The sequence below is a fragment of the Pseudomonas sp. NFACC10-1 genome, assembly GCF_900119195.1.
In the GTDB taxonomy this organism is placed as follows: Bacteria; Pseudomonadota; Gammaproteobacteria; order Pseudomonadales; family Pseudomonadaceae; genus Aquipseudomonas; species Aquipseudomonas cerasi.
The window spans coordinates 1-22,983 of record NZ_FPJB01000010.1; the positions used below are offsets into that span (position 1 = coordinate 1).

Consider the following 22,983-nt stretch of genomic DNA (forward strand, 5'->3'; position numbering starts at 1 on the left):
CACGCCAGTGGCATTGCCGGGTAGCTATGTTCGGAAAAGATAACCGCTGAAAGCATCTAAGCGGGAAACTTGCCTCAAGATGAGATCTCACTGGAACCTTGAGTTCCCTAAAGGGCCGTCGAAGACTACGACGTTGATAGGTTGGGTGTGTAAGCGCTGTGAGGCGTTGAGCTAACCAATACTAATTGCCCGTGAGGCTTGACCATATAACACCCAAGCAATTTGCGTCGAATGACCAGATTGCGGTGACTGTGAAGACGACACGAACCGAAAGTTTGCGTCACGAACGACACCTGAACTGACGATCACATACCCGATTTGCTGAAGCGCGCCGCACGGCACGATTCGGTACCCGAATTTCTTGACGACCATAGAGCATTGGAACCACCTGATCCCATCCCGAACTCAGTAGTGAAACGATGTATCGCCGATGGTAGTGTGGGGTTTCCCCATGTGAGAGTAGGTCATCGTCAAGATTGAATTCCAGAAACCCTCATCGCTTACGCGTTGAGGGTTTTTGTTTGTCTGGGGTTGCAGAAACCTCTGCATCCTCCTGAGCTCATAACTCTACCTCTCCGGCAGTCATCCAGACCCACGTGCTTATGGCAATCCGGCGCGCTTGCCCTTATGGTTCGGCATCAGGTTCCACGCACCCGTCAAGGAAGCAAGCATGTCCGTTACAACCTCTCTGAGTGCAGGCTTCATGGTGGTTCAAGGCAACCGCCCGGATGAACTGCGCAGTCTGGTTGTGTCCTGGATGCGGCGATATCCATTGGCGCCCCTGGAAAACGAGATTGCTCTGGTGCAGAGCAACGGCATTGCGCAATGGTTGAAGCTGGCCTTGGCCGAAGATGCCCAGGATGAAGACAACGGTGGCTGTGGTATCGCCGCCGCCATAGACGTCCAGTTGCCCGGCAGTTTCATGTGGACGCTGTATCGCATGGTGCTGGGTGCAGATGAGATCCCCCAGACTTCCTTGCTCGACAAGACCCCTTTGACCTGGCGCTTGATGCGCTTGCTGCCGTCGCTGATCCATCAGCCGCACTTCGAACCCCTGCAGCGCTTCCTGACCGACGACACTGATCTGCGCAAGCGTTATCAACTGTCCGAGCGCCTGTCCGATCTGTTCGACCAATACCAGGTTTACCGTGCGGACTGGCTGGAAGACTGGGCCGCTGGCCGTCATCAATTGCGCGACGTACGAGGTCAGTCCAGACCATTGTCAGCTGCCAATTGCTGGCAGGCCGAACTGTGGCGTGCGTTGCTGGACGACGTCGGGGCTGAAGGGATGTCGCAGAGCCGCGCGGGCGTGCATCAGCGTTTCATCGAGCGCATCGGCAACATGACCGAAGCGCCGCCGGGCTTGCCGGCACGGGTCATCGTTTTCGGCATTTCGTCACTGCCTGCACAAGCGCTCGAGGCGTTGGCAGGGCTGGCCAGATTCAGTCAGGTTCTGCTCTGTGTCCACAACCCGTGTCGCCACCACTGGACCGATATCGTCGCCGACAAGGACCTGCTGCGTCACCAGTACAAACGTCAGGCGCGCAAGAGCGGAATGCCGATGGTCCTCGACCCGCAGGCGCTGCATCAGCATGCTCACCCGTTGCTCGCGGCCTGGGGCAAGCAGGGACGTGATTACATCAACCTGCTGGACAGCCATGACGATCCACGCAGCTACCGTTCCTCGTTCAAGGACGAGCGCATTGATCTGTTCAGTGAAGCGGAGCCCACCACACTGCTGAACCAGTTGCAGGACGATATTCTCGAGCTGCGTCCGCTGGATGAAACCCGTGAGCTCTGGCCGGCAGTCGATCCTCTCGAGGACCGCTCGATCCGCTTCCATGTGGCTCACAGTGCGCAGCGCGAAGTGGAAGTGCTGCATGACCAGCTACTGGCGAGATTCAGCAAAGACCCTGGCCTGCGTCCGCGTGACGTGATTGTCATGGTCCCGGATATCGACAGCTATGCCCCACACATACGAGCGGTATTCGGACAGATCGAACGCGAAGACCGTCGCTTCATCCCCTTTACGCTGGCTGATCAGGGCCAGCGCGGCCGCGAGCCGTTGCTGATTGCCGTCGAGCACCTGCTCAAACTCCCGGACAGCCGTTTCCCGGTCAGTGAGATTCTTGACCTGCTGGACGTTCCAGCCTTGCGAGCACGCTTCAGGATTCAAGAGCGCGACCTGCCAACACTGCATCGCTGGATCGAAGGCGCAGGCATTCGTTGGGGGCTTAATGCTCAGCAGCGGGCCGGCCTCGGGCTGCCGGATGCCCTTGAGCAGAACAGCTGGCATTTCGGCCTGCGTCGCATGTTGCTGGGTTACGCCGTGGGTGCCGGGGCGGCTTACGACGGCATCGAACCTTACGATGAGATCGGCGGGCTTGATGCGGCGTTGATCGGTCCGCTGGTCGCGTTGATTGATGCTCTTCAGGTCGCCCACACAGAGTTGTCGACACCCACCACTCCGGAAGCGTGGGGTGCCCGCCTGCAATCGCTGCTGCAGTTGTTCTTCCTCGCCGACAGCGAGCATGACGACTACCTGCTTGCCCAACTGGAAACACTGCGCGAGAACTGGCTGGAAACCTGTGCAACGGTAAGGCTGACCGAAGAGCTGCCGCTGACCGTGGTGCGTGAGGCCTGGCTGGCCGGGCTCGATCAAGGGCGCCTGTCCCAGCGTTTTCTGGCGGGCTCGGTCAACTTCTGCACGCTGATGCCCATGCGCGCCATCCCGTTCAAAGTGGTCTGCCTGTTGGGCATGAACGACGGCGATTATCCGCGCGCGCAACCACCGCTGGATTTCGATTTGATGGGCAGCGATTACCGCCCCGGCGACCGTTCCCGGCGTGAAGACGATCGTTACCTGTTGCTGGAAGCCTTGCTCTCGGCCAGGGACCAGTTGTATGTCAGTTGGGTTGGCCACAGCATTCGTGACAACAGTGAGCGTCCAGCTTCGGTGCTCATCGGTCAGCTTCGCGATCACCTCGCCAGCGGCTGGAAGCTGGCCGGCGAGACCGATCCGGACGTTAAACAGGATGATGAGCGCTTGCTGAAAGCCCTGACTGTGAATCACCCCTTGCAACCCTTCAGCGCCAATTACTTCCACGCCGGCACGGGGTACTTCAGCTTCGCCCGCGAGTGGCGTCTGCTGCATGAAACCGACCTTCAGGTGCCCGTGCCTCAAGCGCTGCCGCCTCATGAACAGGAAGAACCGCTGTCCATTGCGCAGCTACAGGATTTCCTGAGAAACCCGGTAAAACATTTTTTCAGCCAGCGCCTGAAGATCTATTTCGAAGTTGCTGAAGCGCCGCTCGCCGACGAAGAGCCGTTCGTGCTCGATGCCCTTGAGCGCTATGGCCTGAGTGAAAGCCTGCTTGGCGCAGGTATGTCCTCGCCGGACAATATGGATGCTGCTCTACAGACTCAGGCGCTGAAACTGCAAGCCAGTGGTCTGCTGCCGCTCGCAGGTTTCGGCACCTTGATGCAGAGCGAGCTGATCGAGCCGCTGCCTGACGTACTCAGGCGCTACCACGATCTGTTGACCCTCTGGCCCGAGACCCTGAGCAGCGCTTTACCGATCAGCTTCGGCCATGCGGGTGTCAGCATCGACGGCTGGCTGGGCGGGTTGCACCGTAACGCCCGTGCCGAGCTGTTGCTGGTTACCGCCATTCCCAACAGCATCGGCTCGAAAAAGACCCGCAAGTGGCACCGGTTGATTCGGCCGTGGGTCAACCATCTGGTGGCGTGCGCTTGCGACCTGCCGTTGAGCACGGCACTGGTCGCCAGTGATGAAACCCTGATGCTGGAGCCGCTGGACAGGGCGAGTGCCGTCACCACGCTCAACCACTTGCTGACGGCCTGGCTGCACGGCATGCAGGAACCTCTGCCTGTCGCGGTCAAAACCGCCTTCGCCTGGTTGGGCCAGCCTGCCGACAAAGCCGAAGCGGCTGCCCGCAAAGCCTACGAAGGTGACGGACAGACCACCGATGGCGAGCGCCGCGAAAGCACGGCACTGGCCCGGCAGTTTCCGGACTTTGACGCACTGATGGGCAGTGAAGAATTCGCAGGCTGGTGCGAGACGCTTTACAAACCGATTTACGATGCGCCGTGGCAGTCGTTGTCCGGCGGGGAGGGTGGCGCATGAGCGAGCAATCCCTTCCTCTCGCGCTGCGCTTTCCACTGCGCGGCAGCCAGTTGATCGAGGCCAGCGCTGGCACCGGCAAGACCTTCACCATCTCCGCTCTGTACTTGCGTCTGGTGCTCGGCCACGGCACCGAGCAGTCCGGCTTTGGTCGCGAACTGCTGCCGCCGCAGATCCTTGTGGTGACCTTTACCGATGCCGCAACCAAAGAATTGCGTGACAGAATCCGTACCCGGCTGGCGGAGGCCGCTCGCTTCTTCCGTGACGAGATCGCCGCCCCCGATGGCCTGATTGCCGATCTGCGTGAACAGTTCGAAGCGTCGCTATGGCCAGCCTGCGCCAGCCGTCTGGACATTGCCGCACAGTGGATGGACGAGGCCGCGGTCTCGACCATCCACAGTTGGTGCCAGCGCATGTTGCGCGAACACGCATTCGACAGCGGCAGTCTGTTCACCCAGACGCTGGAAACCGACCACAGCGATTTGCTCGGCGAAGTCCTGCGCGATTACTGGCGCCGCTTCTGTTACCCCATGAGCGGCGACGCATTGCTCTGGGTGCGGGAAAACCTCAGCGGTCCGGCGGCGTTGCTGCCGCGTGTGCGAGGTCTGTTCGGCCGTGATCGCAGTCCACTCACCCAGGAACCGGCCGAACTGATTGCGGCGTCATTGCAAGAGCGCCGGGCAGCGCTTGCCGCGCTGAAGGCGCCGTGGGCCGTGTGGGCCGACGAGTTGTATGCGCTCTGTCAGGACGCGGTCGCTCGCAAGGCAGTCGACGGCCGCAAGATGCAGGAACGCTACTTCAAACCCTGGTTTGAAAAACTTGCTGCCTGGGCCGCTGACGACACACAGGAAGCGCTGGATCTGGGCACCGGTTTCACTCGTCTGACCCCCGACGGCATTGCCGAAGCCTGGAAGAGCGAGCCACCTGTGCACCCGGCCTTCGAGGCCATGGCACAGTTGAAGGCGGCGCTCGACGGTTTGCCCAAACCCGATGCTGCTGTGTTGCAGCATGCGGCGCAGTGGGTCAGCGCGCGCTTTGAAGAGGAGAAGCGTCGCCGCGCCGAGATGGGCTTTGATGACATGCTGCTCAGGCTCGACGCGGCCCTGCATGGCGCGGGCGGCGAGCGTCTGGCCACCCTGATTCGCGAGCAATTTCCGGTGGCGTTGATCGACGAATTCCAGGACACCGACCCTGTTCAGTACCGGATCTTCGACAGCATCTATCGTCTTGAGGCCAACGATGAGCAGACCGGGCTGTTCCTGATTGGCGACCCGAAACAGGCGATCTACGCGTTTCGCGGCGCCGATATCTACACCTACCTGCGTGCCCGCCAGGCGACCGATGGCCGTTGGCATACGCTGGACACCAACTACCGCTCCAGTCATGCGATGGTCGAGTCGGTCAACCACGTCTTCACGCGGGCAGAGCAACGAGAGCAAGGTCGCGGTGCGTTCCTGTTTCGTGATGAGCACGGCAATCAGGTGCCGTTCTCCGATGCGCTGGCCCAAGGCCGCAAAGAGGCGCTGCATGTCGACGGCGCACCCCTGACGGCGCTGACGGTCTGGCACTTGCCAAGCGACCAGCCGGTGTCCGGCGTGGTTTATCGTCAGCAGTTGGCAGCCAGTTGCGCGAGCGAGATCGTGCGTCTGCTCAATGCCGGTCAGCAGGGCCGTGCCGGTTTCGTTACGCCCGACAACACTCTGCGCGGGCTGCGTCCGGCCGACATTGCGATTCTGGTCCGCGACGGCAAGGAAGCGCAGGCGGTGCGTCAGCAACTGACCGCGCGTGGTGTGCGCAGCGTGTACCTGTCCGACAAGGATTCGGTGTTCGCCGCTCAGGAAGCCCACGACCTGCTGTCCTGGCTCAAGGCCTGCGCCGAGCCGGACTCCGAACGCACACTGCGTGCCGCGCTGGCGTGTATCACGCTGGACCTGCCGCTGGCCGAGCTGGAGCGTCTGAATCAGGACGAGCTGGCGTGGGAGCGGCGCGTCATGCAGTTTCGTGGCTATCGCGCCATATGGCGCAGCCAGGGCGTGCTGCCGATGCTGCGCCGTCTGTTGCACGACTTTGCCCTGCCACAGACCTTGATGACCCGCAACGATGGCGAACGAGTACTCACCAACCTGCTGCACCTGTCTGAACTGCTGCAGCAGGCCGCCGCCGAACTGGATGGCGAGCAGGCGCTGATCCGTCATCTGGGCGACCATCTGGCACTCTCCGGCCAGGCCGGGGAAGAGCAGATCCTGCGTCTGGAAAGCGATGAGCAACTGGTCAAGGTGGTCACCATCCACAAGTCCAAGGGCTTGCAGTACCCGCTGGTGTTCCTGCCGTTCATTTGCTCCTCGAAACCGGTGGACGGCAGTCGCTTGCCTCTTCAGTTTCATGACGCCGACGGCAAGTCCCAGATCAGCCTGCAGCCTACCGAGGCGCTGATTCAACAAGCCGATGATGAACGTCTGGCCGAAGACCTGCGTCTGCTCTACGTCGCCCTCACGCGATCGGAACATGCCTGCTGGCTGGGCGTCGCCGACCTCAAGCGTGGCAATGCCAACACCTCGATGCTGCACCGTTCCGCACTGGGTTACCTGTTGGGCGGTGGCGCAGTGCTGGCCGAGTCGGCGGAGCTGAACGTCTGGCTGCGTGATCTTGCCCAGGGGTGTGACGCGATTGCCTTGCAATCTGTGCCGGAGCCCACCGACGAGCGCTTCAGTGCGCCGCGCAACGAAGCGGCGCTGGTCAAGCTGCTGGTGCCCAAACGCCGCGCTGCCGAGAACTGGTGGATCGCGTCCTACAGCGCCCTGCGCATCGGCGACACGGTAACGGCCGGTGCCGATGAGTCGCCTGACAGCCCGCAGGCACAGAAACTGTTCGACGACGAGCGTCTGGACCCTGAAGCCCCGCGCGACATCCTGACCAGCGGCGGCGATATCCATCGTTTTCCGCGTGGCCCCAATCCCGGCACCTTTCTGCACGGGCTGCTCGAGTGGGCTGGCAACGAAGGGTTTGCGATGACCGCGCACGCGCCGGAGAAACTGCAGGACGCCGTCGCCCGGCGCTGCAATCGACGCGGCTGGGCGGGCTGGATCAATACCCTGAGCGATTGGCTGCAACACATGCTGAACATGCCGTTGCGCCTGTCGCCGGACGCCGCACCGGTGGCCCTGGGCGAACTGGATCAGCCCAATCAGTACCGTGTGGAGATGGAATTCTGGTTCGCCAGCAATAACGTCAACGTCGCGCAGATGGACGCCCTCGTGCGCCGCTTCACCCACGACAACGCACCGCGTGCTGGGACCGAGACGGTCTCGCTCAACGGCATGTTCAAGGGCTTTATCGACCTGACGTTCGAACACGAAGGCCGGTATTACGTGGCCGACTACAAGTCCAACTGGCTGGGCAGCGACGACAGTGCGTACACCCAGCTGGCGATGGAAACCGCCATTCTCGACAACCGCTATGACCTGCAATACGTCCTCTACCTGCTGGCCCTTCACCGTCAGCTCAAGGCGCGGATGGCCGACTACGATTACGACCAGCACATGGGCGGCGCGCTTTACCTGTTTCTGCGCGGCAGTCGCTCGGCCTCTCAGGGAGCGTATTTCACCCGTCCGCCACGTGAACTGATCGAGAGTCTGGACCTGCTGTTTCAGGGCAAACCGATAGCGCATGACCTGCCGGGAGCATTGGCATGAGCCGCTCGTTCGATGATCTGTTGCCTACAGCGCTGGACGACATCAGCCTCGCTGAGTTGAGCCCGCTGACGCGTGTCAGCGATCTGCTGATCCTGCTCGAACGCTGGGTCGAGCGCGGCTGGTTGCGTGCTCTGGACAAAGCGTTCGTCGCGTTCCTCAGTGACCTCGATCCGCACGCCGATCCGTTGGTGCTGGTGGCTGCGGCGCTTACCAGCCATCAGCTCGGCCACGGTCACGTCTGCCTTGACCTGTACGAGACCCTCAAAGAACCGGACTTCGCCCTGTCACTGCCACCCGAAGGCGATCAGCAGAGCGCGCCGATGCTGCTGCCCTCACAACTGCTGGCAGCACTGGATGGCGCCGCCTGGTGCCATGCGCTGGCCGGCAGCATGCTGGTTGCCGAGGTGGGCGATTCAAGTGCCGAAGCGCGACAAAAACCGCTGGTGCTGGCCGAGCGGCGTCTGTACCTGCGTCGCTACTGGACTTACGAACGGCGTATCGCAGCAGCCTTGCGTCAGCGCCTGGCACAGCGTGAAACGCCGCCGGAGGATCTGCCGCAGCAGCTCGACGCATTGTTCGGCCCGGCCAATTCTTCGCCACAAGCTGTCATCGACTGGCAGAAACTTGCCTGCGCACTGGCGACCCGCAAGGGCTTCAGCATCATCACCGGCGGCCCCGGCACCGGCAAAACCACCACGGTGGTGCGCCTGCTGGCCTTGTTGCAGGCCCCGGCGGTACAGAATGGCCAACCGCTGCGTATCCGTCTCGCGGCACCTACCGGCAAGGCGGCGGCACGTCTGACCGAGTCCATCAGTCAACAGGTGCAGAGCCTGGATGTCAGTGACGACGTACGACAGAAAATCCCCAGCGAGGTGACCACCGTCCACCGCTTGCTGGGCAGTCGCCCCGGTACCCGGCACTTCCGCCACCATGCGGGCAATTTACTGCCGCTGGATGTGCTGGTGGTTGATGAAGCCTCCATGATCGACCTGGAAATGATGGCCAATCTGCTCGACGCACTGCCGCCGCATGCGCGCATGGTTCTGCTGGGTGACAAGGACCAGCTGGCCTCCGTTGAGGCAGGGGCGGTACTCGGGGATTTGTGCCGCGACGCCGAAGAAGGTTTCTACAGCCCCGACACCCAGGCCTGGCTGGAAGCCGTCAGCGGCGAAGACCTCGGCAAGGGCGGTTTGCGCCAGGGCGATGCACAGCAGCATCCGTTGGCCCAGCAAGTGGTGATGCTGCGCCACTCGCGTCGCTTCGGCCAAGGCAGCGGCATCGGCCAGCTGGCCCGGCTGGTCAACCAGCAACATGACCAACAGGCCCGCGCGCTGCTCTCGGCGGGCAGTCACGACGACCTGTTCGCCTTGGCCCTCAAGGGCGAGCAGGACCTCAAGTTCGAACGCCTGGTCCTCGACGGTCTTGGCAGGGGCGAGCAAGGTCCGCAGGGTTACCGGCATTACCTGAACGTACTCGCCGCCGAGCGCCCCGCCGACGATTCGGCACTGGACGACGCGTGCTGGACCCGCTGGGCGCGCTCGGTACTCAGCGCCTTCGACGCCTTTCAACTGCTGTGTGCCGTGCGCAAAGGCCCGTGGGGTGTGGAGGGTTTGAACCAGCGCATCACTCACGCGCTGTTCAACGCGAAGCTGATCGAAAGCGAACAGCAATGGTACGAAGGTCGCCCGGTGCTGATGACCCACAACGACTATGGCCTCGGCCTGATGAACGGCGACATCGGCATCACCTTGCGCCTGCCCGAGCGCGACGGCGAGGGCAAACAGGTGTTGCGCGTCGCCTTCCCCCGCAACGACGGCAGCGAAGGCGTACGCTTCGTCCTGCCCAGCCGCCTCAACGAGGTCGAAACCGTGTACGCCATGACCGTACACAAATCCCAGGGCTCGGAATTCGCCCACACCGCCCTGATCCTGCCCGAAGCGCTCAACCCGGTACTGACCAAGGAGCTCATCTACACCGGCATCACCCGCGCCAAGCACTGGTTCAGCCTGATCGAACCGCGCCAGGGCATCTTCGAAGAAGCCCTGCGCCGCAAGGTCAAACGTCTGAGTGGGCTGATGTTGGGGCTTTGATCAGCAGTCGACTCTCGTGCCGATGCTCCGCGTTGGCATGCTGTCGGTGATGCTTTACGAGGGCTGTCAGTCCTGTGGGCGCAGCCCCGGCCGCAACAACCTGAGAGTTACGTGCGTCGTTTCTCGAGAGCGGAAAACAGGTACATACCGGCCAGTAAGGCTAATAGGAATATGAGGATTTTCCAGTGTCCTGTAAGCAGAGTGGCGACCGCTGGCCCAGGGCAGATTCCCGCAATGCCCCAGCCAATCCCGAACACCAGGCTGCCAACGATCAAGCGGGCGTCCAGCTGGGTTTTCACCGGGAGTTGCATACGGGCACCCAGCAAGGATTGCCTGTTCCTGCGCGCCCAGTTCAGGGGGACGACCGCCACCGAGATAGCACCTGCCATTACCAGAGCAAGCGATGGATCCCACGTTCCGCTTACATCAAGAAAAGCCAATACCTTGGCAGGGTTTGCCATGCCAGCCAAAAGCAGACCAAAGCCAAATATCAAGCCTGCAAAAAATGCGGTCACCTTGAGCATCTTCAGACCCCCAGTACATGGCGACTGACGTATACCGTCGCAAATCCGGTAGCCATAAAGCATAGCGTCGCCACGATGGAGCGAGGAGACAAGCGGGATATCCCGCACACACCATGACCACTCGTACAGCCCGAACCGTAACGGGTACCCACGCCAACGAGCAGGCCCGCGATGACCAGAGCGGGCCATTCTGAATTAATCTCTATCTCCGGCAACGCTGTGAACGCCGCCCACAATAATGGCGAAATCAACAGGCCAAGCAGGAACAGCGCCTTCTCGCCCCAGCCTTCACTGCCCAATTGCAAAAAGCCCCCCAACACGCCGCTGATGCCGGCAATACGACCATTCGCGAGAACGAACAAGCTGACGGCCAGCCCTATCAAGGCTCCTCCGCATAATGACGTCCAGGGTGTGAAGTTGATCCAATCAATGCTCATTTCGTATTTCCTGCACAAAGGGGGGCCTGTGGGGGGGGGCGTTGACTGGTAAAGCACTATCACCGGCATGATAACCATCTGCCCGGGTGGGTTGCGCGGCTGCTGTGCGAGAGTTAATGGAGGAGTCAGCTATCGGCTCGGCCTACCAAGGCAGCCATGGGAGTATCTTCTGTGTTTACTCATTGGCTGTGCCGAGTTTGACGTGGCGCGGGTAGCACGCCTCAGGGCTGGAAGGGGTCTGCTCGCCCAGGACACTGTTTCAGACGAGCAATGACCTCAGGCGCCGTTTTCGCCGTGTCGATCCTGCCGATATCATCAAGATAGATGTCTATCATCCGCCCCCATTTCGGTGTTACGTAGAAACACCTCTGAAATCCCTTGTCGGTCCACCAATCGAACCTCATGAAGAAATCTTTATCAGTGAAGATTTGGCCCCACTCGACCGCTGAGCCGCCACCTGCGGGCATGTCACCCTTATAGATTTGATGCTGAGTGTTCCAGATGTATCGGTACTCTTCCTTTCCTTCATGAGAAAAATTTACTGCCACGACTGGAGAAGCTAAGTACCAAAAAGCGATAGGGCCGACCAATAGGCCAACAAGCAGCCAACGGCCATACCCGGTTTTAGTTTTGCTTGCATTTGTGTTCACGGATGCCTTTTCCCCATGCTCCAGGTGCTACTGCAAGAACTTCCTTCATTACCATTTGTGCCGTAATTCCACCTGTGGGGTTTTGGCTGAACAGCTTGATCCCAATGCTAATCGAAATCCGGTCTGGGGCGTCGTCCCATGCTCGGAGTCCATCAATGTCGGCCGAGCGATTAGGCCCCGAAAGTTTTCTTTCCTCTTTCGGTTTCTGTAGGACCTCGACTGCTTTCCTGAGTGTGTCTGAAACGATCTGCTCAGCACCTGCGCCATCCAAAAGGATGCTTTCGGAAAGCCCACCAACTCGCCCGACGTATCCATAGTGAATGTTCGACCAGATGTCATAGAAGTAATCGTAATCGCCCTGTTTGTGGTAGACGACGCCATCGTATTTCGCGGCGAGTATCGGTTTGTGGTCCCACGGGCGATTCTGACCAACACGTTCTGCCCAGATAGCAAAAGCCTTTGCTTGCATACCGGCCGCCATGCTGCAGAAATCCGGGCCGGGACCAAGGCGCAGGTAAAATGGAAGCGCCTCATACTCCTTCATCTTTGCCGCCGCATCGAAGCTATTGAGGTCTCTCATCTGACGAACTTCTGGACTATTGATGTTGGCGTTCATCTCTCCAGCAATATAAGTCGCCAGCTCTTCCATCCTGTCAGGGTGTTTGCTAACAACAGGTTCCGCTTTTGGCTAAGGCTTCGCCTCTGACTCCCTAGCGGCAGCCTTAGGTTCTAAGGGCACCTTAGTGCCGGAAAGGATCAGGTTCGCCCTCACATTTTTTCAAGCGTTCAATAATGGCGGGAGATGTTTTGTTAATGTCGACTCTACCCGACTCCGTTAGGTATATATCTAACGTAGCCCAGCGCTTGGGCGTTATGTCGATACATCTCATATGGCCCTTGATGGGGCCCCAAAAGAAAACCATAAAAAAATCTTCATCGGGGAATAGATGACCAACATCAGATGACGCTTCTCCCGGAAGCATCCTCTCTCTATGAATTTGGTGTTGCGTATCCCATACTAAACGAAGTTCATCCGTAGCTTCTTTGGAGTAATGAATAACTACGCTGGGGGTAGCAGCATACCAAGCCGTTAGCAGAGCTATAAGCGCGAACAAAACTGCATGACGCAACTTAAGTTTTCTCACATTGATGATCAATGACACCTGCTCCCCATGCTTGTGGTGCAACCGAAAGAACCTCTTTCATTATCATTTTCGATGTTATGCCACCATGAGGGTGCAGGTTAAAGAGTTTAATCCCGATCCCGACAGATATTCGGTCGGGATCGTCGTCCCAGGCGCGGAGTCCCTCTACGTTCTCGGCACGTTGAGGCCCCCGGTGTTTTCTGCTTACCTGTGGTTTTGTTATGTCACTGATCGCCCCGACAGAGTCTGAGACTATCTGCTCTAACCCCGCACCGTCGGCAAGCACGCTTTCTGAAAGACCGCCTGCGCGGCCAACATATCCGTAGTGGATGTTAGACCAAATATCATAAAAATACTCGTACTCTCCTTGCTTGTGGTAATACCCACCGAACTTCTTATGGATTTTCGGCTTGTGGTCCCAATCCCTATACTGCCCTACACGCTCAGTCCAAATCACCAACGCAGCAGCGCCATTTGCTGCGCCAATAGTTTGGGGGCTCGTCGCGCCAACTTGAGCATACCAAGGCAGGTCCATTTGCTTGCGAGTCTCTTCGGCAACGTCATAACTGAGCAGTTTTTTCATTTTCAAAACAGAAGGGTGATGAATATTGCGATTCATCTCGTCCGCAATGTATGTCGCCAGCTCTTCCATCCTGTCAGGGTGTTTGCAAACAACAGGTTCCGCTTTTGACTCAGGCTGCGCATCTGACTTCTCACCAGCGGCCTCAGGGCCTACCAAAGCGTTCGCCGCCAAGGCTTTCTCCGTGAGCTTCGGGTCAGCCAGCAAGGTCGCCATCTTCTCGTCGTCCACGGAACCGTCTGGCCGGAAGGCCCCCAGCACCATGAAGTTAATAAGGGGCGCGCCACCAGCGTCGCCCATGACGAAGCCGCCACCCACATTGCCTGAGCCCGTGATGATTGTCCCGCCGTGACTGGTGGGGCTTCCTAGGTGGGCCATAGGACGGCCATTCACCAGAATGGAAGGAAAGCCTGTAGTGATGACCGCGCCACACCCGCAGGTATCCCCCACACGTGCCGCGCCCATGCCGTTGATGTTGACGTCATCGGATGCAGAAGCGATAGGCGTTGTACCGTGCCCCGGTAATGGGCAGGCTTGCTTGTCGCCCAATCGGGCTGAAGAAATCATTGCATCCCGTCCCTGCGTTTTGATCCGTAAACAACCAGCGTTTAGTTGACGCGTGGGAGGCTACCGGAAGCGCAAAAAGCGGTATGTAGGGGAAATCTTAGTTTTGCGAAGGACCTTGAGAACCTGATCTAAAAGTCGGGGTCACCTCAATGGGAGCGGACCAGCATCAGTATGACAAACCGCCAACTTCGGTCTGCCCCGCGACTATAAGGCCACCTGATCCCTCGAAAATCTGTCATTGAAGGAAGCGAATAGCGCGGTTTTCCCCCAACAGAAACCCCTTATTCAACTCCGTCACCTCCCGAATGTAATCCCACAGCAACGTGATCCGCTTCAACTTGCGCAGGTCCTCCCGGCAGTACATCCAGAATTGACGAGTAATGTTCACTTCCTCCCTCAGCACCGGCAGCAGCCGTGGGTCTTGAGCGGCGAGGAAGCATGGCAGGATGGCCAGTGCGCGGCCCTGCAGGGCGGCGGTGTATTGGGCGATGACGCTGGTGCTGCGCAGCCGTGCCTGGGCGTTGGGCAGCAGGTTGCTCATGTACAGCAGCTCGGAGCTGAACGCCAAGTCGTCGACGTAGCTGATGAAGACGTGCTCGCTCAGGTCCGCTTTGTGTTCGATGGGCGAGTGGTTGTCGAGGTAGGCCTGGGTGGCGTACAGACCCAGGCTGTAATCGCAGAGTTTGCAACACACGTAAGGACCGTGTTCGGGGCGCTCCAGGGCGATGACGATATCCGCCTCGCGCTTAGACAGGCTGATGAAGTGCGGCAGCGGCAGGATGTCCAGCGAAATGCTCGGGTAGCTGTCGAGAAAGTGGCTCAGTTGCGGGGTGATGAAGAAGCTGCCGAAGCCTTCGGTGCAGCCCATGCGCACATGCCCTGATAGCGCGACGCTGGACCCGGAAACCTGTTCGCAAGCCATGTGCAGTGTGCTTTCGATGGACTCGGCATAACCCAGCAGGCGCTGACCTTCGGCGGTCATGATGAAGCCGTTGGTGCGCGATTTCTCGAAAAGCAGTGTGCCCAGTGAGGTTTCCAGCGAGTTGATGCGCCGCGACACGGTGGTGTAGTCAACGCCCAGACGCCGGGCCGCGCTGCTGACTTTTCGGGTGCGTGCCACCTCAAGGAAAAACTTCAGGTCATCCCAGTTCAACAGCCCCAGGGAGGTGATGTTTTTTTGCATGTTGACCCTGCTTTTATCTTCGTTCTTGTTAGAAGTTTGCACATCTATACTCCAAAGCACGCCCCCTGACCAATTCAAAAACAAGACTGCCGGGAGGCCACGCTCATCCTTCTGCACAAGCTGTGGATGCGTGGTTTGCTGAAGGGAGAATCGCTGAAATGAATGCCTCACTGAACCACACGACGACCTCGATTGCTCGCGTGAAACTGCTGATCAACGGCGAGTGGACCGACTCGCAAAGCAGCGAATGGCAAGACATCGTCAATCCCGCCACTCAGGAAATCCTCGCCCAGGTGCCATTCGCCACGGCCAGTGAAGTGGACGCCGCTGTCGCCGCTGCTCACGCGGCCTATCGAACCTGGCGTGAAACACCCATTGGTGTGCGTATGCGCATCATGCTCAAGTTGCAGGCGCTGATCCGCGAGCACTCCAGGCGCATCGCGGCGGTACTCAGTGCCGAGCAGGGCAAGACGCTGGCCGATGCCGAGGGCGATATTTTTCGGGGCCTGGAAGTGGTCGAGCACGCCTGTTCGATCGGCACGCTGCAAATGGGCGAGTTTGCCGAGAACGTCGCCAGTGGCGTTGACACCTATACCCTGCGCCAGCCGATCGGTGTGTGCGCCGGGATCACGCCGTTCAACTTCCCGGCGATGATTCCGCTGTGGATGTTTCCGATGGCGATCGCCTGCGGCAATACATTCGTGCTCAAGCCTTCCGAGCAGGATCCGCTGTCGACCCTGTTGCTGGTCGAGCTGGCGATCGAGGCGGGGGTGCCGCCCGGTGTGCTCAACGTGGTGCATGGTGGCAAGGAGGTGGTGAACGCGATCTGCACGCACAAGGACATCAAGGCTGTTTCCTTCGTCGGTTCAACGGCGGTCGGCACGCATGTCTACGATCTGGCCGGTCGGCATGGCAAGCGGGTGCAGGCAATGATGGGTGCGAAGAATCATGCCGTGGTGCTACCCGATGCCAACCGTGAGCAAACGCTGAACGCGCTGGTGGGCGCGGGTTTCGGTGCGGCGGGTCAGCGTTGCATGGCGACTTCTGTGGTGGTGCTGGTCGGCGCGTCGAAACAGTGGCTGCCTGACCTCAAGGCACGGGCGCAGACTCTCAAGGTCAATGCCGGTAAGGAGCCGGGCACTGACATCGGGCCGGTGATTTCACGACGGGCCAAACAACGCATTCTGGATCTGATCGAGAGCGGCGTGCGTGAAGGCGCGACGCTGGAACTGGATGGTCGGGAGGTTTCGGTTCCGGGTTACGAGGGCGGCAACTTCGTGGGGCCGACCTTGTTCTCGGGCGTCACCACCGACATGCAGATCTACACCCAGGAAATTTTCGGGCCGGTGCTGGTGGTGCTGGAAGTCGATACCCTCGATGAGGCGATCGCGCTGGTCAACGCCAACCCGTTCGGCAACGGCACCGGGCTGTTCACCCAGAGCGGTGCGGCGGCACGCAAGTTTCAAAGCGAGATTGATGTCGGGCAGGTCGGGATCAATATTCCGATTCCCGTGCCGGTGCCGTTTTTCAGTTTTACCGGCTCGCGAGGTTCCAAACTGGGCGATCTGGGCCCGTACGGCAAACAGGTGGTGCAGTTCTACACGCAGACCAAGACCGTCACCAGTCGCTGGTTCGATGACGATAGCGTCAACGATGGCGTGAACACCACGATCAATCTGCGCTGAGCGCTGGCGGTCAATTCGCTCGGGAGAACAATAATGAACATCGCATTTATCGGTCTGGGCAATATGGGCGCGCCCATGGCCCGCAACCTGATCAGAGCCGGTCACGCCTTGCAGGTGTTCGACCTCAACAAGAGCGTACTGGCTGAGTTCGCCGAGCTGGGCGCACAGGTCAGTGACTCACCCGCACAGGCGGCTCAGGGCAGTGAGCTGGTCATCACCATGCTGCCCGCAGCGGCACATGTGCGCAGCGTGTACCTGAGCGACGACGGCGTGCTGAAAGGCATCGCACGAGGCGTCCCGGCGGTTGATTGCAGCACCATCGACCCGCAGACCATCCGCGACATCGCCGCTGTCGCTGCGCAGCAAGGCGTGGTGTTGGGCGATGCGCCGGTGTCGGGCGGCACCGGTGGGGCGCAGGCCGGGACCCTGACCTTCATGGTCGGAGGCTCTGCCGGGCATTTCGCCGTGCTCAAACCGGTGCTGGAACAGATGGGCCGCAACATCGTGCATTGTGGTGACGTGGGCACCGGCCAGATTGCCAAGATCTGCAACAACATGCTGCTGGCGATTTCCATGATCGGCGTGGCCGAGTCTATGGCGCTGGGCAATGCACTGGGTATCGATACCCAAGTGCTGGCCGGCATCATCAATACCTCGACCGGTCGTTGCTGGAGTTCCGAGGCCTACAACCCGTGGCCCGGCATCGTCGAAACCGCGCCCGCGTCACGCGGTTACAGTGGCGGCTTTGGCGCCGAGTTGATGCTCAAGGACCTGGGCCTGGCAACCGAGGCCGCGCGCGCTGCGCATCAACCGGTCATCCTCGGCGCAGTGGCGCAACAGCTGTACCAGGCCATGAGCCTGCGCGGTGATGGCGGCAAGGACTTCTCGGCGATCATTGAGGGGTATCGCCCGAAAGCCTAGGCGTCACCCGTGTCGGGAATCAGTGGGGCGTTGCTGTGTATCCGGTTTTTACATTAGGAAAACGCGGCAGAACCGGCTACTTTGGGCCTCGTCAGATCAGCGCAGGGATGCTCGGTACGCTTCGACGAGAAGCGCCGCATCCTCGCCTGGAGGCTGGCGCTTCACTCATCAAACGTCCCTGACCCAGAAAAAGAAGAGATCGACCATGAAGTTCGAACCCCTCGCCAGATCGTTGATCGCGACGGCACTGATTGTCGCGTATTCCCCCACATTCGCGGCGTCACAAGCGCCGGTCGCTGCCGAAAACGGCATGGTCGTGACGGCTCAGCACCTGGCTACCCACGTGGGTGTCGATGTACTCAAGGCTGGCGGCAATGCGGTCGATGCGGCCGTAGCGGTCGGCTACGCGCTGGCGGTGGTCTATCCCGCTGCCGGCAACCTCGGCGGCGGTGGTTTCATGACCATTCAGCTGGCCGACGGGCGCAAGACCTTCCTCGACTTTCGTGAAAAGGCACCGCTGGCCGCGACTGCCAACATGTACCTGGATAAGGACGGCAAGGTCATCCCTGATCTGAGTGCCAAGGGCCATCTGGCCGTCGGCGTGCCTGGCACCGTCTCCGGTATGGAAATGGCCCTGAGCAAGTACGGTACCCGCAAGCGTGAGGAAGTCATCGCTCCGGCGATCAAGCTCGCCGAGGAAGGTTTTGTGCTGGGTCAGGGCGATGTCGACATGCTGTCGAGCGCCACGGATGTATTCAAGGCGGACATGGCCGATTCCGGTTCGATCTTCCTCGACAAGGGCGAACCGATGCAGGTCGGTCAGAAACTGGTGCAGAAAGACCTGGCCAAGACCCTCAAGGAAGTCTCCGAGAAGGGCAGCGACGGTTTCTACAAGGGCTGGGTTGCCAAGGCGCTGGTCGATTCCAGCCAGGCCGGCAAGGGCATCATCACCCAGGCGGACCTCGACCATTACAAGACCCGCGAGCTGGCACCGGTCGAATGTGATTACCGTGGCTACCACGTGGTCTCGGCACCGCCTCCGAGCTCCGGCGGTGTGGTCATCTGCCAGATTCTGAACATCCTCGAAGGCTACCCGATGAAAGAGCTGGGCTTCCGCTCGGCGCAGGGCATGCATTATCAGATCGAGGCCATGCGTCACGCCTACGCGGACCGCAACAGCTACCTGGGTGACCCGGACTTCGTCAAGAATCCGGTCGAGCACCTGCTGGACGTCAAGTATGCCGCCAAGCTGCGCGCAGCCATCGATCCGCAAAAGGCCGGCGACTCGAACAAGATCAAACCCGGCGTCGCGCCCCATGAAGGCAGCAACACCACCCACTATTCGATTGTCGATAAATGGGGCAATGCGGTTTCGGTGACCTACACCCTGAACAACTGGTTCGGCGCGGGCGTCATGGCCAGCAAGACCGGCGTGATCCTCAACGATGAAATGGATGACTTCACCGTCAAGGTCGGCGTACCCAACATGTACGGACTGGTGCAGGGCGAAGCCAACGCCATCGCGCCGGGCAAGACGCCGCTGTCGTCGATGAGCCCGACCATTGTCACCAAGGACGGCAAGGCTGTGATGGTCGTCGGCACGCCGGGCGGCAGCCGCATCATTACCGCCACGCTGCTGACCATGCTCAACGTCATCGACTACGGCATGAACATTCAGGAAGCGGTGGATGCGCCGCGCTTCCACCAGCAATGGCAGCCTGAGGAAACCAACATCGATACCTTCGCGGTCAGCCCTGACACGCTGAAGATTCTCCAGAGCTGGGGTCAAAAGTTCGCAGGTCCGCAGCCGCTCAATCATGTGGCGGCGATTCTGGTGGGCGCGCCTTCGCTGGGTGGCAAACCGGTCGGTAACAACCGCTTCTACGGTGCCAACGACCCGCGTCGCAACACCGGGTTGTCGCTCGGCTACTGAGTCACGCTGCTAATCGCGCCACGGCCCTGAGCTTCAGGGTCGTGGCGTTTTGCGTTCTAAGGTCTGCTCAGTTACGCACCCAACGCTGCCTGCTCCAACCGCTCAAAGCGTCGACGGCCAACACCAGTATCAGCATCGCCAGAATCACGGTACTGGCCTGCGCTTCCTGAAACAGGCTGAGGCTGACATACAGCATTTGCCCCAGACCGCCCGCGCCGACAAAGCCCAGCACGCTGGCCATGCGAATGTTGTTCTCCCAGCGATACAGCGTATACGCCAGCAGCTGTGGCCAGAGGTTGGGCAGGGTGCCGTAGCTGAACGCCTGCCAGGCGCTGCCGCCCTGCAGACGAATCGCTGCAGCGGGTTGCGGCGCGGTATTTTCCAGCGCCTCGGCAAACAGACGGCCCAGAACGCCCGTGGTGTGCAGTGCCAGCGCCAGCGTGCCGGCATTGGGGCCGAGCCCGGCAGCCAGCACCATCAACACGGCCCACACCAGTTCCGGAATGGCGCGCAGCGCATTGAGCAGCAGACGGCTCAGGCTGCGCAGGAACCAGCCGAAGCGTCCGGCAGCGGGCAGTGCCAGGAGCAAACCTGCAATGGCGGCCAGCAATGTGCCGAGTGCAGACATGGCGAGGGTTTCCAGGGTGCCCTGGCCGATTGCCTGCAGATGAGGGGCGCTCAGGTCCGGGCTCATGAAGCGCAGCGCGTAACGGCCCATCTGCGTCAGGTTGTCGTGGCTGCCCAAGGTGAACAGGTCGAGGTACACAAACGATGCGATCACTGCCGCAATCATCGTCAGCACCAGCAGCAGATTGCCTGCGCGCTTCATGTGAACTGCCTGCGCAGCAAGCGGCTGAGCTGGTCGGCGAGCAGCACCAGCAGCAGGAAGGTCAGCAGCATGCTCGCCACTTCGTCACCGGCGAACATGCGCATCGACAGGTCGATCTGCTGACCCAGTCCGCCTGCGCCGACGAAACCCATGACCACCGAAGCGCGCACGGCGCACTCCCAGCGGTACACAGTGTAGGACGTCAATTCGGCTGCCGCGTTGGGCAGGATGCCGTAAGCCAGCGCGGCCAGGCGACCGCTGCCTGCCTGGAGCAGCGCGTGGGCCGGGCGTTGGTCCACCGATTCGAAAATCTCCGCGTACACCTTGCCGAGCATGCCCGCATAGGTGATGGCGATGGCCAGCACGCCGGCCGCCGGGCCCAGGCCGACCGCGCGCACGAACAGCAGCGCCCAGACGATTTCCGGCACGCTGCGCAGGAAGATCAATACTCCGCGTGTCGGCCAGCGCAGGCATTGGCCGAGCCAGCCGGGGCGGCCGCCGTGTGAGGCGGCCGACAACGACAGCGCTTTGCTGGCGAGCAGGCTTGCCGGAACGGCCAGCAGCAAGGCAAGGGCAATGCCGGCCGTCGCGATCGCCAGGGTTTGCAGCGTCGCATCCAGCAGCAGTCCGAGGAATTCCGCAGAGTGCGCCACCGGCCAGAACCCGGAGAGAAAGCTGCCCATCGTCCGCGCATTATCGGCTTGCAGCAGTACCAGCGGATTCAGTTCGGCCAGACGAATGCCCGGCCAGAGCAGGGCGACCGCCAGCAACGTCAGCAACAGGCGTGGCGTTGCCGCCGGGTCGCGCTGATCCCGACTCAGCATTGTGGCGTCCAGCGTATTTCAGCCGCATCCGAAACCGCCTGAGGGCTGAGTTGTTCGTTGGCATACAGCGTGTCGAGATGCTCCCGGCCGACCTCGCTGGCGGCAAGGTCGAAGTGAATTCGCCCGTCGCGCACCCCGATGACCCGCGGAAAGTGTGCCAGCGCCAGTTCCACCGCATGCAGGCTGGCGACCAGCGTCACGTTGTGCTCGATGGCGTGCTGACACAGCAGCGCCAGGGTGTGATCGGCGAGGCGCGGGTCCATCGCCGAAACCGGCTCGTCGGCCAGCAGCAGTTCGGGTTGTTGATACAGGGCGCGGGCAATGCCGACACGTTGCAGCTGTCCGCCGGACAACTGCTGGCAACGCTCGAACAATTTGTCTGCCAGGTCCAGACGTGCCAATACCTCGCGGGTGCCGCTGATGTCGAGGGGATGCAGCAGGTTCAGCAGGCTTTTGCCCAGCCCCCACTGACCAAGCCTGCCCGCCGACACCGCAGTGACCACCCGTTGGCGCGCTGGCAACGGCGGTGCCTGATGAATCAGCGCAATGCGGCTGCGCAGGCGCTGGCGTCGTGTGCTGGAGAGCTGCCAGGGATCAGCCCCCAGCACCTGCAGTTGCCCGGCACTGGGCGGCAGAGCGCTGGCCAGCAGGTTGAGCAGCGTGGTCTTGCCCGCACCGGATGGCCCGATGATCGCCACCCGCTCGCCGCGATCAATGCTCAGGTCCAGGCCGCGCAACGCCAGTGTGCCGTCGCTGTGGCGCAGCTCGATGCCGGACAGACGCAAGGTCATTTCAGCAGGTCGGCAGCGCGTGCGGCTTCTTCGATGCCTTTGTAGTTCTCGGGCTTGGTCTCGATGAAGCGGCTGGCGGCCTGAAGGTCGAGGATCGCCTTCTGCTCCGGGTTGGTCGGGTCGAGATCAAGGAAGGCCTGTTTGATTTTCGCTGCCAGTGCCGGGTCGAGGCTGCCGCGCACGGTCCAGTTGTAGTCGAAATAAGCCGGTGTGGTCTGGAAGACATGAACCTTGTTGGTGTCGACCTTGCCGCTGGCGACCAGTTTGTCCCAGACGCTGGCATTGAGCACGCCTGCATCGACCTTGCCCGCCTGAACCCACGCGGCAGTTGCGTCATGCGCACCGGAATAGGCGACGCGGCTGAAGAACGTTTCCGGTTTGATGTTTTCCTTGAGCATGAAATAACGCGGCATCAGGCTGCCGGATGTCGAGGACACCGAGCCGAAGGCAAACGTCTTGCCCTTGAGGTCCGCCAGGGTTTTCACGTCCGGATCGGAGGTGATGAATTTGCTGGTGAATTTGGCGTCCTGCTCACGCTGTACCAGTGGCACCGCATTACCGGTCTTGAGGTTGACCTGAACGAAGGTGAAGCCGCCCAGCCAGGCCATGTCGAGCCGGTCAGTGGCCAGCGCTTCGACCACTGCCGGGTAATCCGCGACTGGAACGAACTCGACTTTCATGCCCAGCCGTTGCTCCAGATAAGCACCCAGCGGCTTGAACTTGCGCAGCAGTTCGGTGGGCGCTTCGTCGGGAATGGCCGAGACGCGCAGGGTGTCGGCAGCGTGGCTGGTCAGGGCGGAGAAGGACAGGGCAAGGCCGGCGGCGAGCGCCAGGGTACGCTTGAGCATGGAGGTTCTCCGGTTCAATAGCGGAAAAAGGATAACGTGACGCCCGCCAGCACGAGCAGGCGGCGCTTCACAGGATTCGGTGGTGATGCGCGGGGATTATAAGAGGCATGGCGAGAAAGGCCAGTTCGGCAGATTCAGCGCCC

The 22,983-nt window shown here is 60.7% G+C and carries 15 protein-coding genes, 2 rRNA genes and 1 pseudogene; 8 read left to right on the top strand and 10 right to left on the bottom strand.

Annotated features, from left to right (window positions below; genetic code table 11):
• The 5 genes from BT119_RS23645 to recD all read left to right on the top strand — a co-directional run.
• Positions 1-206 (top strand): 23S ribosomal RNA (locus BT119_RS23645); the annotation flags it as partial.
• Positions 207-360: 154 nt separating this feature from the next.
• Positions 361-476: ribosomal RNA gene (rrf, locus tag BT119_RS23650) — 5S ribosomal RNA — on the top strand.
• Positions 477-670: 194 nt separating this feature from the next.
• A complete protein-coding gene (gene recC, locus BT119_RS23655) occupies positions 671-4,144 on the top strand; it encodes an exodeoxyribonuclease V subunit gamma (protein WP_072367023.1) in 3,474 nt (1,157 codons plus the stop codon).
• Positions 4,141-7,833, top strand: a complete 3,693-nt coding sequence (gene recB / locus BT119_RS23660) for an exodeoxyribonuclease V subunit beta (protein WP_072367024.1) — start codon at positions 4,141-4,143, stop codon at positions 7,831-7,833. The genes recC and recB overlap by 4 nt, the downstream gene beginning before the upstream one ends.
• Entirely contained in the window at positions 7,830-9,923 is a 2,094-nt protein-coding gene (gene recD / locus BT119_RS23665) for an exodeoxyribonuclease V subunit alpha (RefSeq protein ID WP_072367025.1), read from the top strand. Before recB ends, recD begins: the two co-directional genes overlap by 4 nt.
• A 107-nt stretch (positions 9,924-10,030) precedes the next feature.
• On the opposite strand, the gene BT119_RS23670 is transcribed toward recD, so the two are convergent.
• The 6 genes and pseudogenes from BT119_RS23670 to BT119_RS23700 form a co-directional block, all read right to left on the bottom strand.
• On the bottom strand, positions 10,031-10,447 hold the full coding sequence (locus BT119_RS23670) for a DUF6691 family protein (protein ID WP_003371057.1): 417 nt from the start codon (positions 10,445-10,447) through the stop codon (positions 10,031-10,033).
• A 2-nt stretch (positions 10,448-10,449) separates the two neighbouring features.
• Positions 10,450-10,962: a YeeE/YedE family protein gene (locus BT119_RS23675; RefSeq protein ID WP_326828265.1), complete on the bottom strand. Its 513-nt coding sequence runs from the start codon at positions 10,960-10,962 to the stop codon at positions 10,450-10,452.
• 143 nt (positions 10,963-11,105) lie between these two features.
• Positions 11,106-11,534 carry a hypothetical protein gene (locus BT119_RS23680; RefSeq protein WP_072367026.1) on the bottom strand — a complete coding sequence of 143 codons (429 nt, stop codon included), beginning with the start codon at positions 11,532-11,534 and terminating at the stop codon, positions 11,106-11,108.
• Positions 11,509-12,261, bottom strand: a pseudogene (locus tag BT119_RS23685) (polymorphic toxin type 44 domain-containing protein); the annotation flags it as partial. The pseudogene BT119_RS23685 and the gene BT119_RS23680, both read right to left, overlap by 26 nt.
• A 404-nt stretch (positions 12,262-12,665) precedes the next feature.
• The gene (locus tag BT119_RS23695) at positions 12,666-13,826 is read right to left on the bottom strand and encodes a polymorphic toxin type 44 domain-containing protein (RefSeq protein WP_072367027.1); all 1,161 of its coding nucleotides are present in this window, start codon (positions 13,824-13,826) and stop codon (positions 12,666-12,668) included.
• Positions 13,827-14,061: 235 nt separating this feature from the next.
• A complete protein-coding gene (locus BT119_RS23700) occupies positions 14,062-15,009 on the bottom strand; it encodes a LysR family transcriptional regulator (RefSeq protein ID WP_058396809.1) in 948 nt (315 codons plus the stop codon).
• A 158-nt stretch (positions 15,010-15,167) separates the two neighbouring features.
• Here BT119_RS23700 and BT119_RS23705 point away from each other — a divergent pair, with 158 nt between their 5' ends.
• The 3 genes from BT119_RS23705 to ggt all read left to right on the top strand — a co-directional run bounded on the left by BT119_RS23705 (position 15,168) and on the right by ggt (position 19,548).
• Positions 15,168-16,694 (top strand): CoA-acylating methylmalonate-semialdehyde dehydrogenase, encoded by a 1,527-nt coding sequence (locus BT119_RS23705; protein ID WP_072367028.1) that lies wholly within the window; start codon positions 15,168-15,170, stop codon positions 16,692-16,694.
• A 33-nt stretch (positions 16,695-16,727) separates the two neighbouring features.
• Entirely contained in the window at positions 16,728-17,615 is an 888-nt protein-coding gene (gene mmsB / locus BT119_RS23710; RefSeq protein WP_003435574.1) for a 3-hydroxyisobutyrate dehydrogenase, read from the top strand.
• A gap of 205 nt (positions 17,616-17,820) precedes the next feature.
• Positions 17,821-19,548, top strand: a complete 1,728-nt coding sequence (ggt, locus tag BT119_RS23715; RefSeq protein ID WP_003435590.1) for a gamma-glutamyltransferase — start codon at positions 17,821-17,823, stop codon at positions 19,546-19,548.
• A 67-nt stretch (positions 19,549-19,615) separates the two neighbouring features.
• Here the strand turns inward: ggt and phnE are convergent, their stop codons facing one another.
• From phnE to BT119_RS23735, 4 genes are read right to left on the bottom strand one after another with little or no spacing between them, the layout of a single operon-like run.
• On the bottom strand, positions 19,616-20,377 hold the full coding sequence (gene phnE, locus BT119_RS23720; RefSeq protein WP_072367029.1) for a phosphonate ABC transporter, permease protein PhnE: 762 nt from the start codon (positions 20,375-20,377) through the stop codon (positions 19,616-19,618).
• Positions 20,374-21,201 carry a PhnE/PtxC family ABC transporter permease gene (locus BT119_RS23725; protein WP_003371075.1) on the bottom strand — a complete coding sequence of 276 codons (828 nt, stop codon included), beginning with the start codon at positions 21,199-21,201 and terminating at the stop codon, positions 20,374-20,376. Before BT119_RS23725 ends, phnE begins: the two co-directional genes overlap by 4 nt.
• Entirely contained in the window at positions 21,195-21,992 is a 798-nt protein-coding gene (locus BT119_RS23730; RefSeq protein WP_003435597.1) for a phosphonate ABC transporter ATP-binding protein, read from the bottom strand. Before BT119_RS23730 ends, BT119_RS23725 begins: the two co-directional genes overlap by 7 nt.
• Entirely contained in the window at positions 21,989-22,840 is an 852-nt protein-coding gene (locus BT119_RS23735) for a putative selenate ABC transporter substrate-binding protein (protein WP_044310119.1), read from the bottom strand. The genes BT119_RS23730 and BT119_RS23735 overlap by 4 nt, the downstream gene beginning before the upstream one ends.
• Positions 22,841-22,983: the final 143 nt, after the last annotated feature.

What these genes read in the sequence shown, in the direction of transcription:
- recB (WP_072367024.1), top strand. Translation starts at nt 4,141, where the DNA reads ATGAGCGAGCAATCCCTTCCTCTCGCGCTGCGCTTTCCACTGCGCGGC.
- BT119_RS23670 (WP_003371057.1), bottom strand. Translation starts at nt 10,447, where the DNA reads ATGCTCAAGGTGACCGCATTTTTTGCAGGCTTGATATTTGGCTTTGGT.
- mmsB (WP_003435574.1), top strand. Translation starts at nt 16,728, where the DNA reads ATGAACATCGCATTTATCGGTCTGGGCAATATGGGCGCGCCCATGGCC.
- ggt (WP_003435590.1), top strand. Translation starts at nt 17,821, where the DNA reads ATGAAGTTCGAACCCCTCGCCAGATCGTTGATCGCGACGGCACTGATT.
- recC (WP_072367023.1), top strand. Translation starts at nt 671, where the DNA reads ATGTCCGTTACAACCTCTCTGAGTGCAGGCTTCATGGTGGTTCAAGGC.
- BT119_RS23695 (WP_072367027.1), bottom strand. Translation starts at nt 13,826, where the DNA reads ATGATTTCTTCAGCCCGATTGGGCGACAAGCAAGCCTGCCCATTACCG.
- BT119_RS23735 (WP_044310119.1), bottom strand. Translation starts at nt 22,840, where the DNA reads ATGCTCAAGCGTACCCTGGCGCTCGCCGCCGGCCTTGCCCTGTCCTTC.
- BT119_RS23725 (WP_003371075.1), bottom strand. Translation starts at nt 21,201, where the DNA reads ATGCTGAGTCGGGATCAGCGCGACCCGGCGGCAACGCCACGCCTGTTG.
- BT119_RS23705 (WP_072367028.1), top strand. Translation starts at nt 15,168, where the DNA reads ATGAATGCCTCACTGAACCACACGACGACCTCGATTGCTCGCGTGAAA.
- recD (WP_072367025.1), top strand. Translation starts at nt 7,830, where the DNA reads ATGAGCCGCTCGTTCGATGATCTGTTGCCTACAGCGCTGGACGACATC.
- BT119_RS23675 (WP_326828265.1), bottom strand. Translation starts at nt 10,962, where the DNA reads ATGGTTATCATGCCGGTGATAGTGCTTTACCAGTCAACGCCCCCCCCC.
- BT119_RS23700 (WP_058396809.1), bottom strand. Translation starts at nt 15,009, where the DNA reads ATGCAAAAAAACATCACCTCCCTGGGGCTGTTGAACTGGGATGACCTG.
- BT119_RS23730 (WP_003435597.1), bottom strand. Translation starts at nt 21,992, where the DNA reads ATGACCTTGCGTCTGTCCGGCATCGAGCTGCGCCACAGCGACGGCACA.
- phnE (WP_072367029.1), bottom strand. Translation starts at nt 20,377, where the DNA reads ATGAAGCGCGCAGGCAATCTGCTGCTGGTGCTGACGATGATTGCGGCA.